This window comes from Isoptericola jiangsuensis (genome assembly GCF_048320105.1).
In the GTDB taxonomy this organism is placed as follows: domain Bacteria; phylum Actinomycetota; class Actinomycetes; order Actinomycetales; family Cellulomonadaceae; genus Isoptericola; species Isoptericola jiangsuensis_A.
The window spans coordinates 712238-726079 of sequence record NZ_CP182942.1; the positions used below are offsets into that span (position 1 = coordinate 712238).

11 protein-coding genes and 1 tRNA gene are annotated in these 13842 nt (G+C 70.7%); 3 read left to right on the forward strand and 9 right to left on the reverse strand.

The window, feature by feature from the left end; genetic code table 11:
* Nucleotides 1–2 precede the first annotated feature (2 nt).
* From ACNHYB_RS03350 to ACNHYB_RS03375, 6 genes are all read right to left on the reverse strand, one after another.
* Nucleotides 3–1040 carry a TerC family protein gene (locus tag ACNHYB_RS03350; RefSeq protein ID WP_418276967.1) on the reverse strand — a complete coding sequence of 346 codons (1038 nt, stop codon included), beginning with the start codon at nt 1038–1040 and terminating at the stop codon, nt 3–5.
* Nucleotides 1037–2041, reverse strand: a complete 1005-nt coding sequence (locus ACNHYB_RS03355; protein WP_418276968.1) for a TerC family protein — start codon at nt 2039–2041, stop codon at nt 1037–1039. The genes ACNHYB_RS03350 and ACNHYB_RS03355 overlap by 4 nt, the downstream gene beginning before the upstream one ends.
* A 209-nt stretch (nt 2042–2250) precedes the next feature.
* Nucleotides 2251–4362, reverse strand: a complete 2112-nt coding sequence (uvrB, locus tag ACNHYB_RS03360) for an excinuclease ABC subunit UvrB (RefSeq protein WP_418276969.1) — start codon at nt 4360–4362, stop codon at nt 2251–2253.
* Between the two features lie 47 nt (nt 4363–4409).
* On the reverse strand, nt 4410–5045 hold the full coding sequence (gene coaE / locus ACNHYB_RS03365) for a dephospho-CoA kinase (protein ID WP_418276970.1): 636 nt from the start codon (nt 5043–5045) through the stop codon (nt 4410–4412).
* A gap of 152 nt (nt 5046–5197) precedes the next feature.
* Nucleotides 5198–6688 (reverse strand): 30S ribosomal protein S1, encoded by a 1491-nt coding sequence (rpsA, locus tag ACNHYB_RS03370; RefSeq protein WP_418276971.1) that lies wholly within the window; start codon nt 6686–6688, stop codon nt 5198–5200.
* A gap of 305 nt (nt 6689–6993) precedes the next feature.
* A complete protein-coding gene (locus ACNHYB_RS03375; protein WP_418276972.1) occupies nt 6994–8019 on the reverse strand; it encodes a 6-phosphofructokinase in 1026 nt (341 codons plus the stop codon).
* 85 nt (nt 8020–8104) lie between these two features.
* On the opposite strand from ACNHYB_RS03375, the gene ACNHYB_RS03380 reads away from it, so the two are divergent.
* A complete protein-coding gene (locus ACNHYB_RS03380) occupies nt 8105–8905 on the forward strand; it encodes a class I SAM-dependent methyltransferase (protein ID WP_418276973.1) in 801 nt (266 codons plus the stop codon).
* 34 nt (nt 8906–8939) lie between these two features.
* Here the strand turns inward: ACNHYB_RS03380 and polA are convergent, their stop codons facing one another.
* Complete coding sequence (gene polA / locus ACNHYB_RS03385) at nt 8940–11666, reverse strand: DNA polymerase I (protein WP_418276974.1); 2727 nt, start codon at nt 11664–11666, stop codon at nt 8940–8942.
* Between polA and ACNHYB_RS03390 the strand changes: the two genes are divergently transcribed.
* A complete protein-coding gene (locus tag ACNHYB_RS03390) occupies nt 11665–12090 on the forward strand; it encodes a hotdog fold thioesterase (protein ID WP_418276975.1) in 426 nt (141 codons plus the stop codon). The genes polA and ACNHYB_RS03390 overlap by 2 nt on opposite strands.
* A 22-nt stretch (nt 12091–12112) precedes the next feature.
* Here ACNHYB_RS03390 and ACNHYB_RS03395 read toward each other — a convergent pair whose 3' ends face one another.
* Nucleotides 12113–12823, reverse strand: coding sequence for an N-acetyltransferase family protein (locus ACNHYB_RS03395; RefSeq protein ID WP_418276976.1), 711 nt, complete (start codon nt 12821–12823; stop codon nt 12113–12115).
* Nucleotides 12824–12925: 102 nt separating this feature from the next.
* A complete protein-coding gene (locus ACNHYB_RS03400; protein ID WP_418276977.1) occupies nt 12926–13591 on the reverse strand; it encodes an ANTAR domain-containing response regulator in 666 nt (221 codons plus the stop codon).
* A gap of 141 nt (nt 13592–13732) precedes the next feature.
* On the opposite strand from ACNHYB_RS03400, the gene ACNHYB_RS03405 reads away from it, so the two are divergent.
* Nucleotides 13733–13806: transfer RNA gene (locus ACNHYB_RS03405), tRNA-Leu, on the forward strand.
* Nucleotides 13807–13842: the final 36 nt, after the last annotated feature.

Sequence of the window (13842 nt, forward strand, 5' to 3'; positions counted from 1 at the left end):
CCTCAGTCGCGACCGTCGGCGGCGTGGTCCTCGGCCACGTCACCGCCGGCCGTCCGGGCGCCCGCTCCGTCACGGCCCCGGGTGGCGAGCAGGCTCGCGACCGTGCCGACCGCCAACGAACCGACGATGACGGCCAACGACGCCCAGACCGGGATGTGCGGCGCCCAGCCGATGGGCTCGCCGCCGTTGATGAACGGCAGCGAGTTCTCCGCCATCGCCTCGAGCACGAGCTTGACCCCGATGAAGCCCAGGATCACCGCGAGCGCCATGGGCAGGTACACGAGCCGCTCCAGCAGACCTCCCAGCAGGAAGTAGAGCTGGCGCAGCCCCATGAGGGCGAAGAGGTTGGTCGCGAACACGATGAACGGGTCCTGCGTGAGGCCGAAGATCGCCGGGATCGAGTCGAGGGCGAAGAGCAGGTCCGTGGTGCCGATGGCCACGAACACCACGAGCATCGGGGTCCACAGCCGGCGCCCGTCGACGACCGTGCGCACCTTGGCGCCGTCGTACCCGTCGCTGACGGGCAGGACACGGCGCAGCGCCCGGATCGCGATGTTCTCCTTGAACTCCTCCTCCTCGTCGTCCCCCGCCACCAGCTTGATCGCGGTGTACACGAGGAACGCGCCGAAGAAGTAGAAGATCCAGGTGAACTGCTCGATGAGCGCCGCTCCTGCCAGGATGAAGCCCGCCCGCAGCACCAGGGCGATGATGATGCCGACCATGAGCACCTTCTGCTGGTGCTCGCGCGGGACGGCGAACCTGCTCATGATGATGACGAAGACGAACAGGTTGTCGATGCTCAGGGAGTACTCGGTGAGCCAGCCCGCGTAGAACTCACCCGCGGGCTGGATGCCGCCGACCATCCACACGACCAGGCCGTACACGACGGCCAGTCCCACGTAGAACGCCACCCACGTGCCGGCCTCCTTCATCGAGGGGACGTGCGGCCGCCGACCGACGATGAGGAGGTCGACGACCAGCACCACGCCCATGACGGCGAGCGACGCCGCCTCGAACCAGAAGGGCAGCTCGTGGGTCATGCACTCTCCGAACCGGTCGACTCGGCGACCTTCTTGTCGTGGCGGGTCTTGGCCAACGATGCCAGCGTCGTGATCGTCAGCACCACGACGATGAAGCTCAGCGACACCATCGTGGAGATCTCGGGGATCGCCTCGACGTGCTCACCTCCGTTGATGAACGGCACCTCGTTGGTGTGCAGCGCGTGGATGACGAGCTTGATCCCGATGAAGCCGAGGATCGCGGCCAGACCGTAGTTCAGGTACACGAGGCGGTCCAGCAGGCCGTCCACGAGGAAGTAGAGCTGGCGCAGGCCGAGCAGCGAGAACGCGTTGGCCGTGAAGACCAGGTAGGTCTCCTGCGTCAGGCCGAAGATCGCCGGTATCGAGTCGACGGCGAACAGCAGGTCCGCGCTGCCGATGGCGATCATGACGATGAGCATCGGGGTGATGTAGCGCTTGCCGTCGATCTTCGTGACCATGTGGTGCTCGACGTAGTCGTCCGTGGTGGGGAAGATCTTGCGGGTCAGTCGCAGGATGCCGTTCTCGGAGTACTCCTCCTCGTGACCGGTCCCGGCACGCGCCTGGGAGATCGCGGTCCAGATCAGGAACGCCCCGAAGATGTAGAAGATCCACGCCCAGTTCTCGATGAGGGCGGCACCGACGAAGATGAAGATCGTCCGCAGCACCAGCGCGATGGTGATGCCGATGAGCAGCACGCGCTGCTGGTGCTCGCGGGGGACGCGGAAGCTCGTCATGATGAGCACGAAGACGAACAGGTTGTCGACGCTCAGCGACTTCTCGGTGATGTAGCCGGCGAAGTACTCACCGCCGTACGTCCCGCCCCACACGGCCAGGACGATGAACCCGAACACGACGGCCACGGCGACGTAGGCCGCCGACCAGATGGCCGACTCCTTGAGGGTGGGAGCGTGCGGGGTGCGCACGTGCCCGACGTAGTCGACGGCGAGCATCGCCACGATGACGACGATCGTGACGATCCAGATCCACGGGGCGACATCCATGAAGGTCCTCCGGTACGCAGCATTGTGACCGAAGGTCTCTTCCGCCGCGCGGCACCCCACCGGTGGTGGTCGGTCGCCAGCGAGGCCGATGACGCCGGGCCCACATCCGTGCGGGCCGTGATGACGACGTCACCGCGAGAGGAATACTCCCCTTCAACGAGGTGCCAGCATACGGCACCGAGGGTAGGCGCGGGTGAACTCCACGGACCTCAGGCGGTCGCCGCCTGCATCTGCCGCAGCTCCTTCTTGAGCCCGCCGATCTCGTCCCGGAGCCGGGCCGCCACCTCGAACTGCAGCTCGGCGGCGGCGGCGTGCATCTGGTCGCTGAGCTCCTGGATGAGCTCGGCGAGCTCGCCCGCGGCCAGCCCGGCCAACCGGTTGCCCGACGTCGAGGCCTCCTTGGGCGAGCCCGGCACGGGGGCCTTCGACCGCCCGGACTCCCCCGTCGCCTTGCGGTACCCGCCGGCGAGCAGCTCCGCGGTGTCGATGTCCTCGCGCGCGAGCATGTCCGTGACGTCGGCGATGCGCTTGCGCAGGGGCTGCGGGTCGATGCCCCGCTCCCGGTTGTACTCCTGCTGCCTCGCCCGCCGGCGGTCCGTCTCGTCCAGGGCGAAGCGCATGGCCGGGGTGATCTTGTCGGCGTACATGTGCACCTGACCGGTGACGTTGCGCGCCGCGCGACCGATGGTCTGGATGAGCGAGCGCTCGGACCGCAGGAAGCCCTCCTTGTCCGCGTCGAGGATCGCCACCAGCGAGACCTCGGGCAGGTCGAGGCCCTCGCGCAGCAGGTTGATGCCGACCAGGACGTCGTACTCCCCCATCCGCAGCTCGCGCAGGAGCTCGACCCGGCGCAGCGTGTCGACCTCGGAGTGCAGGTACCGCACCCGCACGTCCTTGCCGAGCAGGTAGTCGGTGAGGTCCTCGGCCATCTTCTTCGTCAGGGTGGTCACGAGCACGCGTTCGTCCCGGTCCACCCGGTCGCGGATCTCCCCCAGCAGGTCGTCGATCTGCCCCGTGGTGGGCTTGACCACGACCTCGGGGTCGACGAGACCGGTGGGTCGGATGATCTGCTCGACCACGCCGTCGGACATCGACATCTCGTAGTCGCCGGGCGTCGCCGAGAGGTAGACCGTCTGACCGATGCGCTCGACGAACTCCTCCCACCGCAACGGACGGTTGTCCATGGCGCTCGGCAGGCGGAAGCCGTGGTCGACCAGGGACCGCTTGCGGGACATGTCGCCCTCGAACATCGCACCGATCTGCGGGACGGTGACGTGCGACTCGTCGATCACCAGCAGGAAGTCCTCGGGGAAGTAGTCCAGCAGGGTGTTCGGCGCCGTGCCCGCCGCCCGGCCGTCGACGTGCCGCGAGTAGTTCTCGATGCCGTTGCACGTGCCGATCGTGCGCATCATCTCGATGTCGTAGGTGGTGCGCATGCGCAGGCGCTGGGCCTCCAGGAGCTTGTTCTGCCGCTCCAGGTCGGCGAGCCGCTCCTCGAGCTCGGCCTCGATCCCCGAGATCGCGCGCTCCATCCGCTCCGGGCCGGCGACGTAGTGGGTCGCCGGGAACAGGTACACGCTCTGCTCGCTGCGCAGCACCTCACCGGTGAGCGGGTGGAGCGTCTGGATCGCCTCGATCTCGTCGCCGAACATCTCGATGCGCACGGCGAGCTCCTCGTACACCGGGATGATCTCGACCGTGTCGCCACGCACCCGGAACGTGCCGCGGGTGAAGGACATGTCGTTGCGCGTGTACTGCATCTGCACGAAACGGCGCAGCAGGTCGTCGCGGTCGACGACGTCGCCGACGTCGAGGCGCACCATGCGGTCCACGTACTCCTGCGGCGTGCCCAGCCCGTAGATGCAGGACACCGACGCCACGACGACGGTGTCGCGACGGGTCAGCAGGGACGACGTCGCGGAGTGGCGCAGCCGCTCGACCTCGTCGTTGATCGACGAGTCCTTCTCGATGTAGGTGTCCGTCTGCGCGATGTACGCCTCGGGCTGGTAGTAGTCGTAGTAGGAGACGAAGTACTCCACCGCGTTGTTGGGCAGCAGCTCGCGGAACTCGGTGGCGAGCTGTGCCGCGAGCGTCTTGTTCGGGGCCATGACGAGCGTCGGGCGCTGGAGCTGCTCGATCAGCCAGGCCGTCGTCGCGCTCTTGCCCGTGCCGGTCGCACCCAGCAGCACGACGTCCTTCTCGCCGGCGCGGATCCTTCCCGAGAGCGCCTCGATCGCGCCGGGCTGGTCGCCGCTCGGCCGGAACTCCGAGACCACCTCGAACGGGGCCACGGTCCGCTGCAGGTCGGTCACAGGTCGCATGGCACCACGGTACGTCGCCCCACCGACAGCGGCCCCACCGGGTGAGGTCAGCCCTCCAGCTCGTCGGCGGCGAGCTCCTCGGCGACCTCCTGACGGACCCGCACCCACAGATCGTCGACCTGACGGTTCAGATCGGCCACGCTGCCGCTGCCGTCGAGCACGACGTCCGCCACCTGCAGCCGCTCGTCGTCGCTCGCCTGGGCCCGCAGGCGAGCGCGGGCGTCCTCGGGGGCGAGGTCACGACCCTGCACGAGCCGCCGGACGCGGAGGTCCGCCGGTGCGTGCACCACGACGAGGAGATGAAAGCCGCCCACCTGCCCGGTCTCCACCAGCAGCGGGATGTCGTGGACGACCACGGCGTCCGGCACCGCCGCTGCGGCCGCAGCCTCACGCTCGGCGGACAGCCGCCGGACCTCGGGGTGGATGATCCCCTCGAGGCGGGCCCGGGCGTCGTCGTCGCCGAAAACCCGTCGCCCCAGAGCGGGCCGGTCGAGGCTGCCGTCGGCGAGCAGCACGGATCTCCCGAACGCCTCGACCACCTGCTCCAGGCCCACAGTGCCGGGGGCCACCACCTCGCGAGCGAGGACGTCGTGGTCCAGCACCACCGCCCCCCGCTCCCCGAACCGCCGAGCGGCCACGGACTTCCCGGACGCGATACCACCTGTCAGGCCGATACGGAACATGCCCCCATCCTGCACGGCGGGCCACCGGGACGCCACGACGCGGCCGCGGCCGCCCCGCGCGCCGCCGTCGTCGAGCACGGCGAAGGCCCGCCACCCCGAGGGGTGACGGGCCTCCTGGCGTCGCCGGCGGGACGTACCCGCCGACGTCCGGATCAGTTGCCGGTCAGCTTCTCACGAAGCGCGGCGAGCGCCTCGTCCGAAGCCAGCGTGCCACCGGCGTCCTCCTGCGGCGCGGGCGCCGAGGAGTACGACGAGCTCGAGCCGGAGCTGGAGCTGCTGCCGCCGGAGACGACGTCGCCCGCTGCGGCGTCGGCGTCGGCCGACAGGGCCGCACGCACCTGCTCGCGGTGCGACTCCCAGCGGGAGTGCGCCTGGGCGTACTCCGCCTCCCAGGACTCGCGCTGGGTCTCGAAGCCCTCGAGCCACTCGTTGGTCTCGGGGTCGAAGCCCTCCGGGTACTTGTACTCGCCGTTCTCGTCGTACTCGGCAGCCATGCCGTAGAGCGCGGGGTCGAAGTCCTCGGACTCCGGGTCCATGCCCTCGTTGGCCTGCTTGAGCGACAGCGAGATCCGACGACGCTCGAGGTCGATGTCGATGACCTTGACGAAGACCTCGGCACCCACGGTGACGACCTGCTCGGGCAGCTCGACGTGGCGCACGGCCAGCTCCGAGATGTGCACGAGACCCTCGATGCCGTCCTCGACGCGCACGAACGCGCCGAACGGGACGAGCTTGGTGACCTTGCCGGGCACGACCTGGCCGATGGCGTGCGTGCGGGCGAAGGTCTGCCACGGGTCCTCCTGCGTCGCCTTCAGCGACAGGGAGACGCGCTCGCGGTCGAAGTCGACGTCGAGAACCTCGACGGTGACCTCCTGACCGACCTCGACGACCTCGGACGGGTGGTCGATGTGCTTCCAGGACAGCTCGGAGACGTGCACGAGGCCGTCCACGCCGCCCAGGTCGACGAACGCACCGAAGTTGACGATCGAGGACACGACACCCGGGCGCACCTGGCCCTTCTGCAGGGTCTGCAGGAAGGTGGAGCGCACCTCGGACTGGGTCTGCTCGAGCCAGGCGCGGCGCGACAGGACCACGTTGTTGCGGTTCTTGTCGAGCTCGATGATCTTGGCCTCGATCTCCTTGCCGACGTACGGCGCGAGGTCGCGGACGCGGCGCATCTCCACCAGCGAGGCGGGGAGGAAGCCACGCAGGCCGATGTCGAGGATGAGGCCGCCCTTGACGACCTCGATGACGGTGCCGGTGACGACGCCGTCCTCCTCCTTGATCTTCTCGATCGTGCCCCAGGCGCGCTCGTACTGTGCGCGCTTCTTGGACAGGATCAGACGCCCCTCCTTGTCCTCCTTCTGGAGGACGAGAGCCTCGACGGCGTCACCGACGGCGACGACCTCGCCCGGGTCGACGTCGTGCTTGATGGAGAGCTCACGAGACGGGATCACGCCCTCCGTCTTGTAGCCGATGTCGAGGAGGACCTCGTCGCGGTCGACCTTGACGATCGTGCCTTCGACGATGTCACCATCGTTGAAGTACTTGATGGTGGCGTCGACGGCGGCAAGGAAGTCCTCTTCGGTGCCGATGTCGTTGACGGCGACCTGAGGGGCGGACTTCGTGGTGGAGATGGTCATTGAGTAGTTGCTCCGATGCGGACAGGACGTAGTGCGTACAGGGTCATGGTGCGGGTGTATCGTGCGGCTGCAGGAACGGCCGGGACGAGGTCTGGACGAGCGAGTCTTGACGACAGCACGTCGCGACGACCAGGTCTCGACGCCGGATCCGGCGGGCGCACAGGCCCACTGCACCGCGGACCATCTTATCGGCGTCGCCGAGGAGGGTCAACGCGCCGGCGCGCCACGCCAGGAGATCCCCGTCACCCGGCCCCCCGCACCCGATCCCCCACCGATCACCTGGTGCCCGCGGGCGCGACCCGTGCTCAGGCGAGGGCCCCCGCCACCCCGAGCAGGTCCATCGGCACGGTCTTCACCCTGCCCGCGATCTCCGCGAGCGGCACGAGCACCACCTCGTCCCCGACCAGCGCCGTCATCACGGCCGACTGCCCAGCGGTCACCGCGTCGACGGCCGCCACCCCGAACCGCGAACCCAGGATGCGGTCGGCCGGTGTCGGCGTCCCGCCGCGCTGGACGTGACCGAGCACCGTCACGCGGGTGTCGAAGCCGGTGCGCTCGCCGATCTCCGCGCCCAGACGCTCACCGATCGCGCCGGCGACGATCTCCCCGAACTTGCCCAGCTGGGTGCGGTACGTCATCGAGGTGCCCTCGGCCGGGACAGCACCCTCGGCGACGACGATGATCGAGAAGCTGGCGTGGGCGCGGTGGCGATGGCGCAGGAACCGCACGATCCGGTCGATGTCGAACGGCTCCTCGGGGGCGAGCACCAGCTCGGCACCGCCGGCGATGCCCGCCGACGCGGCGATCCAACCAGCGTGACGGCCCATCACCTCGATGATCATCACGCGGTTGTGCGACTCGGCGGTCGTGTGGATCCGGTCCACCGCCTCGGTCGCGATGGTCACCGCGGTGTCGAACCCGATCGACCGGTCGGTGCCCCACACGTCGTTGTCGATGGTCTTGGGGATCGCGACGATCCGCACCCCCGCCTCGGCGACCTTGCTGGCGGCGTGCAGCGTGCCGTCCCCGCCGATGCAGATGAGAGCCTCGATGCGCTCCTGCTCGAGCGTCGCCAGCACCGCGTCCAGGCCGCCGTCGTCCGCGTGCGGGTGGTAGCGCGCCGTGCCGAGGAGCGTGCCCCCGGTGGGCAGCACGTTGCGGATGTGCGGTCGCGTCAGAGGCATGACGTCACCGTCGACGAGCCCGCGCCAGCCGTGCCGGAACCCGACCACCGTGTGCCCGTGCTCGCCCTCGGCCCGCTTGACGACGGCGCGGATCGCCGCGTTCAGGCCCGGTACGTCCCCGCCACCGGTCAACAGTCCTACGCGCACGTGTCCTCCTCGGTCGATACGTTCCCGCGAGCCCGAGGCTAGCGGCACCACGTGTCGTCCAGGTGACGGGTGACACGATGTGGACGTGACCACCGACGAGCGCTCCGGATACCACCACGTCCCCCACGACGAGGGCGGGACCGCCGCCCGCACCTGGTGGGACGCCCATGCCCAGGAGTACCTCGACGAGCACGGCGCGTTCCTCGGGGACGCAGGCTTCCGGTGGGGACCGGAGGGCCTGACCGAGGCCGAGGCCGGGCTCCTGGGCCCCGTCCGGGGCTCCGACGTCCTGGAGGTCGGAGCCGGGGCCGCGCACTGCTCGCGCTGGCTGCAGGGGCGCGGGGCACGGGTCGTCGCGTGCGACGTCGCCCACGCGATGCTCACCGCCGCGACCACGCTGGACCGCAGGTCCGGCGTCCGTGTGCCCGTGGTCGAGGCGGACGCCCGCGAGCTGCCGTTCGCCGACGGCACCTTCGACGTCGTCTTCAGCTCCTACGGCGCGATCCCGTTCGTCCCCGACGCGCAGCGGGTGCACGCCGAGGCCGCCCGCGTGCTGCGCCCCGGCGGGCGGTGGGTCTTCTCGGTGACGCACCCCGTGCGCTGGGGGTTCCCCGACGACCCCGGGACGCGCGGGCTCACGGCCCACCGCTCCTACTTCGACCGGCGCCCCTACGTCGAGCGCGACGCGTCCGGGCGGGTCGAGTACGCCGAGTACCACCGCACCCTGGGCGACCACGTCCGCGAGATCGCCGGGGCGGGCCTCCGCCTCCGCGACGTCGTCGAGCCGCAGTGGCCGACCTGGAACACCCAGGTGTGGGGAGGATGGGGACCGCTGCGCGGCGCCAAGCTGCCGGGTACCGCCGTGTTCGTCACGACCAAGGACTGAGCGGGCGCCACCGGCGGGTGCCGGGCGGCGTCGGTCAGTGCCCGGCGTCGTGCCAGGTCTCCCCCGACCCGACCGAGACGTCGAGCGGCACGTCGAGCGCGACCGCGGCACCCATCTGGGTGCGCAGCACCTGCTCGACGACGTCCCGCTCCCCCTCGACCACCTCCACGACGAGCTCGTCGTGGACCTGCAGCAGCAGGCGCGAGCGCAGGCCCCGGTCGTCCAGGTCGCGCTGCACCCCGAGCATCGCGAGCTTGATGATGTCCGCGGCGCTGCCCTGGATCGGTGCGTTGAGCGCCATCCGCTCGGCCATCTGGCGGCGCTGGCGGTTGTCGCTCGTCAGGTCCGGCAGGTAGCGACGGCGTCCGAGGATCGTCGCGGTGTACCCGGTGGACCGCGCCTCCTCGACCACGCCGGTCAGGTAGTCCCGTACGCCGCCGAACCGGGTGAAGTAGTCGTCCATCAGCCCCTGGGCCTCGCCCGTGGCGATCCCGAGCTGCTGGGACAGGCCGAAGGCGCTCAGACCGTAGGCCAGCCCGTAGCTCATCGCCTTGACCTTGGCCCGCATCTCGGGCGTCACGTCCGCCGGGTCGACGTCGAACACGCGTGAGCCGACGTACCGGTGCAGGTCCTCCCCCGACCGGAACGCGGCGATGAGCCCCTCGTCGCCCGACAGGTGGGCCATGATCCGCATCTCGATCTGGCTGTAGTCCGCGGTGAGCAGCTCGGCGTACCCGTCACCGACCCGGAAGGCCCGCCGGATCCGCCGACCCGCCTCGGTGCGGATCGGGATGTTCTGCAGGTTCGGGTCGGTCGAGCTCAACCGGCCGGTGGCGGCGATGGTCTGCTGGAACGTCGTGCGGATGCGTCCGTCGGGCTGCACCGCCTTGAGCAGGCCCTCGACGGTGGTGCGCAGCTTGGCGGCGTCGCGGTGCGCCAGCAGGTGGGCCAGGAACGGGTGCTCGGTCTTGGCGAAGAGGTCCTGCAGCGACGCCGCGTCGGTCGTGTAGCCGGTCTTGATCTTCTTCGTCTTCGGCATGCCGAGCTGGTCGAAGAGGACCTCCTGCAGCTGCTTCGGGCTGCCGAGGTTGACCTCGCGCTCGATGACCGCGTAGGCCTCGGCCGCCGAGCGTGCCACCGCGTCGGCGAAGTGCTTCTCGAGGTCCGTCAGGAACTGCGTGTCGGCGGCGATCCCCGTCGCCTCCATGCGCGCCAGCACGCCCGACAGCGGCAGCTCGACGTCGTCGAGCAGGCTCCGTGCCCCGCGGTCGGCCAGGTGGCCGTCGAGCGCGTCGGCGAGGTCCGCCACACCCGCGGCCCGTGCCACCGCCTCGGCGCCCGGCACGTCCGCCGTCAGCTCGAGGTCGAGCGAGCCCTGCGCGCCGTCGTCGGCGACCTCCAGCTCCCGCCCGAGATGGCGCACCACCAGGTCGCCGAGCTCGTAGCCCCGCTGGTCCGGGTAGCACAGGTAGGCGGCCAGCTCGGTGTCGAAGACGACGCCGGCGAGCTCGTGCCCCCGCGGCGAGAGCATGTGCGACGCCGCCTTGGCCCCGTGCACGACCTTCGGGGCCGCAGGGTCCGCCAACCAGGTGCTCAGCGTCCGCTCGTCGTCGTCGCTCATCTCGGCCAGGTCGACCACGACGCCGACGGCGGCGCCGTCGACGCTCGGACCGCAGAGCGCCACCTGCCAGGCGTCACCGACCCCGGGGCGCGGCGTGCCGGTGACGTCCAGGCCGATGCGTCCGGTGACCCCGGCGAGCCAGTCGGCCAACGGGTCGGTGTGCACGGTGACGCGCAGACCCTCCCCGGCTCCCTCCTCGACGGGGGCGCCGGCCGGGTCGACGGCGAGGAGCCGGTCGCGCAGCGTGCCGAACTGCAGGGTGTCCGAGACCCGGTGGAGCGCCTCGCGGTCGAAGCCCGCCACCGCCAGGTCGGTGACCGCGAGCGGGAGCTCGACGTCGGTGAGCAGGGCGTTGAGCTCCCGGTTCAGCCGCACCTGGGGGGCGTGCTCGCGCAGGGCCTCGCCGCGCTTGCCGGTGACCTCGTCCCGCCGTTCCAGCAACGCGTCCAGGTCGCCGAACTGGTCGATCCACTTCGCCGCCACACCCGGGCCGACGCCGGGGACCCCCGGCAGGTTGTCGCTCGTCTCGCCCACCAGCGCGGCCAGGTCGGGGTACCGTTCCGGGCGCACCTTGTACTTCTCCACCACGGCCTGCGGTGTCATCCGCGCCAGCTCCGAGACGCCCTTCTTCGGGTAGAGCACGGTGACGTCGTCGGTGACGAGCTGCAACGAGTCACGGTCGCCGGAGCAGACCAGCACGTCCATGCCCGCCTCGGAGCCCTGACGGGCCAGGGTCGCCAGGATGTCGTCCGCCTCGATGCCGTCGCGCTGGATCGCCGGCACGCGCAGGGCCTCGAGCACCTCCTTGATCAGCGGGACCTGGCTGCGGAAGATGTCCGGCGTCGACGCGCGGGTCGCCTTGTACTCGGCGTAGCGCTCGGTGCGGAACGTGACCCGCCCGGCGTCGAAGGCGACGGCGACGTGCGTCGGCGCCTCGTCACGGAGCAGGTTCGTCAGCATCGAGGTGAACCCGTACACGGCGTTGGTGACCTGCCCGCTGGTGGTCACGAGGGTGTCCGGCAGGGCGTAGAACGCCCGGTAGGCCATCGAGTGTCCGTCGACGAGCAGGAGCCGGGGTCGTGCGGCAGGGCTGTGCTCGGTTCGCGCTGTGGTGGTCACGGGTGCCAACCTATCCCGCATGACCGACACCACGCCGAGCCGCCCCCGCACCGTCGACGACTGGCGCCACGCCGCCTCCGGGACGCTCCTGGAACGGACCGGGATCGAGCTGACGGCCGTCACGGCGGACAGCACGAGCGGCAGCATGCCGGTCGCGGGGAACACCCAGCCCGCAGGTCTCCTGCACGGCGGGGCGACCGCCGCTCTGGCCGAGACGCTCGGCTCGGTGGCTGCACAGGTCCACGCCGGTACGGGTCGCAACGCGGTGGGCATCGAGCTCAACATCACCCACCACCGGGGGCTGCGCGACGGCCACGTGCACGGCACGGCGACCGCGATCCACCGCGGACGCTCGACCGCGGCCTACGAGATCGTCGTGGTGGACGACGACGGCCGACGCATCGCCACGGCCCGACTGACCTGCATGATCCTCGACGCCGGCTGACGACGCCGCGGGCAGGTCCGCCTCAGGAGGCCGACGAGCTGGGCTCGCGCCGCTGCGCGGAGAGCTGTGCGGCGGCGGCCTCCTCGGCGGCGTGCTGCGCCTGGAACGCACGCAGATCGACGGGCCCCGTCGGCAGACCGGCCTCGCGGGCCCGACGTCGACGCGCCACCAGGTCCTCGATGGCGGCCCGTGTCGCGTCGCGACGGCGACGCACGCCGTCACGACGGCGGACCACCGTGGGTCCGCCGGCCGGCTCCTGCGCGAGGCGGCGTTCCAGGGCGGAGGTGGCGACCACGCGGTGACCTGCGGCCGGCGCGAAGCCGAGCTGGGCCAGGAACCGGTGCATCTCGCGGGCACCCGGTGCGGGCGCGCAGTAGATGTTCTCCGCGCCGGTCGACCGGGCGAGGTCGAGGACCTCCACCAGCAGCGCGCGCCCCGCACCCTGCCGCCGCGCGGAGGGGGCGACCATGATCGCGTCGACGTACAGGCTGGGGGTCGTGGCGTAGAGGCGAGGGCCGAGGACACGGGCCAGGAGGAAGCCGATCGGCACGTCGTCGTCCACAGCCACCAGGACGTCGCCCCCGGAGGCGATCAGGACGCTGAGGTGCTCGCAGATCCGGCGCGGGTCCGCCGTGGCAGCGGTACCACCCTCGGGCCCCTGGCTCGCCACCAGCTCGGCGACCACGGCGAGATCACCCTCGTTCGCGGACCGCACCTCGATCCCAGCGCGCATGAACACTCCCTCGACGGACGTCGGACTGTCGACCGACAGGTCACGAAACGATCACGACTCCCTGGTGACCATAGCGCCCGCCAGGGAGTAGCACAACGTCGGTCAGGCTCCGCCCACCTGGTCGATGACGGCGTCGGCCACCTCGCGCATCGTGAGACGGCGGTCCATCGACGTCTTCTGGATCCAGCGGAAGGACTCCGGCTCGCTCAGACCCATCTTGGTCATGAGCAGGCCCTTCGCGCGGTCCACGCGCTTGCGGGTCTCGAAACGCTCCTGCAGGTCGGCGACCTCGGACTCCAGCGCGCCGATCTGCTGGTAGCGGGAGATGGCGATCTCGACGGCCGGCAGCAGGTCGGCGGGGGTGAACGGCTTGACGACGTAGGCCATGGCGCCCGCATCCCGGGCACGCTCGACCAGCTCCGTCTGCGAGAACGCCGTCAGCAGCACGACCGGCGCGGCGTGCGCCTTGCCGATGCGCTCCGCGGCCGAGATGCCGTCGAGCTCGGGCATCTTGACGTCCATCACGACGACGTCCGGCTTGAGGTCGACCGCGAGCTGGACGGCCGTCTCACCGTCGCCCGCCTCGCCGACGACGTCGAAGCCGGCCTCCCGGAGGGTCTCGACGACGTCCATGCGGATCAGGGCCTCGTCCTCGGCGACCACCGCGCGTCGAGAGGGCTTGGCCGGCGCCTCAGGCGTCGCGGCAGGCTCCTGGTCGATCAGCGGGGGCAGGTCGAGCGGCAGCTTCTCGTCGGTCACGGTTGCCATCGTAGACCCCGCAGGCGCTGGTCGCGCGCACTTCACCCCCCACGGAGGTGTGACCGTCCGCACCCCGGACGGACCCCCGGCCGCACGACGCCCGGGTTGGGACCAAGCGGCGCCGATGTGGTTCGATTGGGCCAGCCTCGCGCCCCGGTAGCCCAATCGGCAGAGGCAATCGGCTCAAACCCGATCCAGTGTGGGTTCGAGTCCCACCCGGGGCACCGCGACACGACGAAGGGCCCGTCCGTGGACGGGCC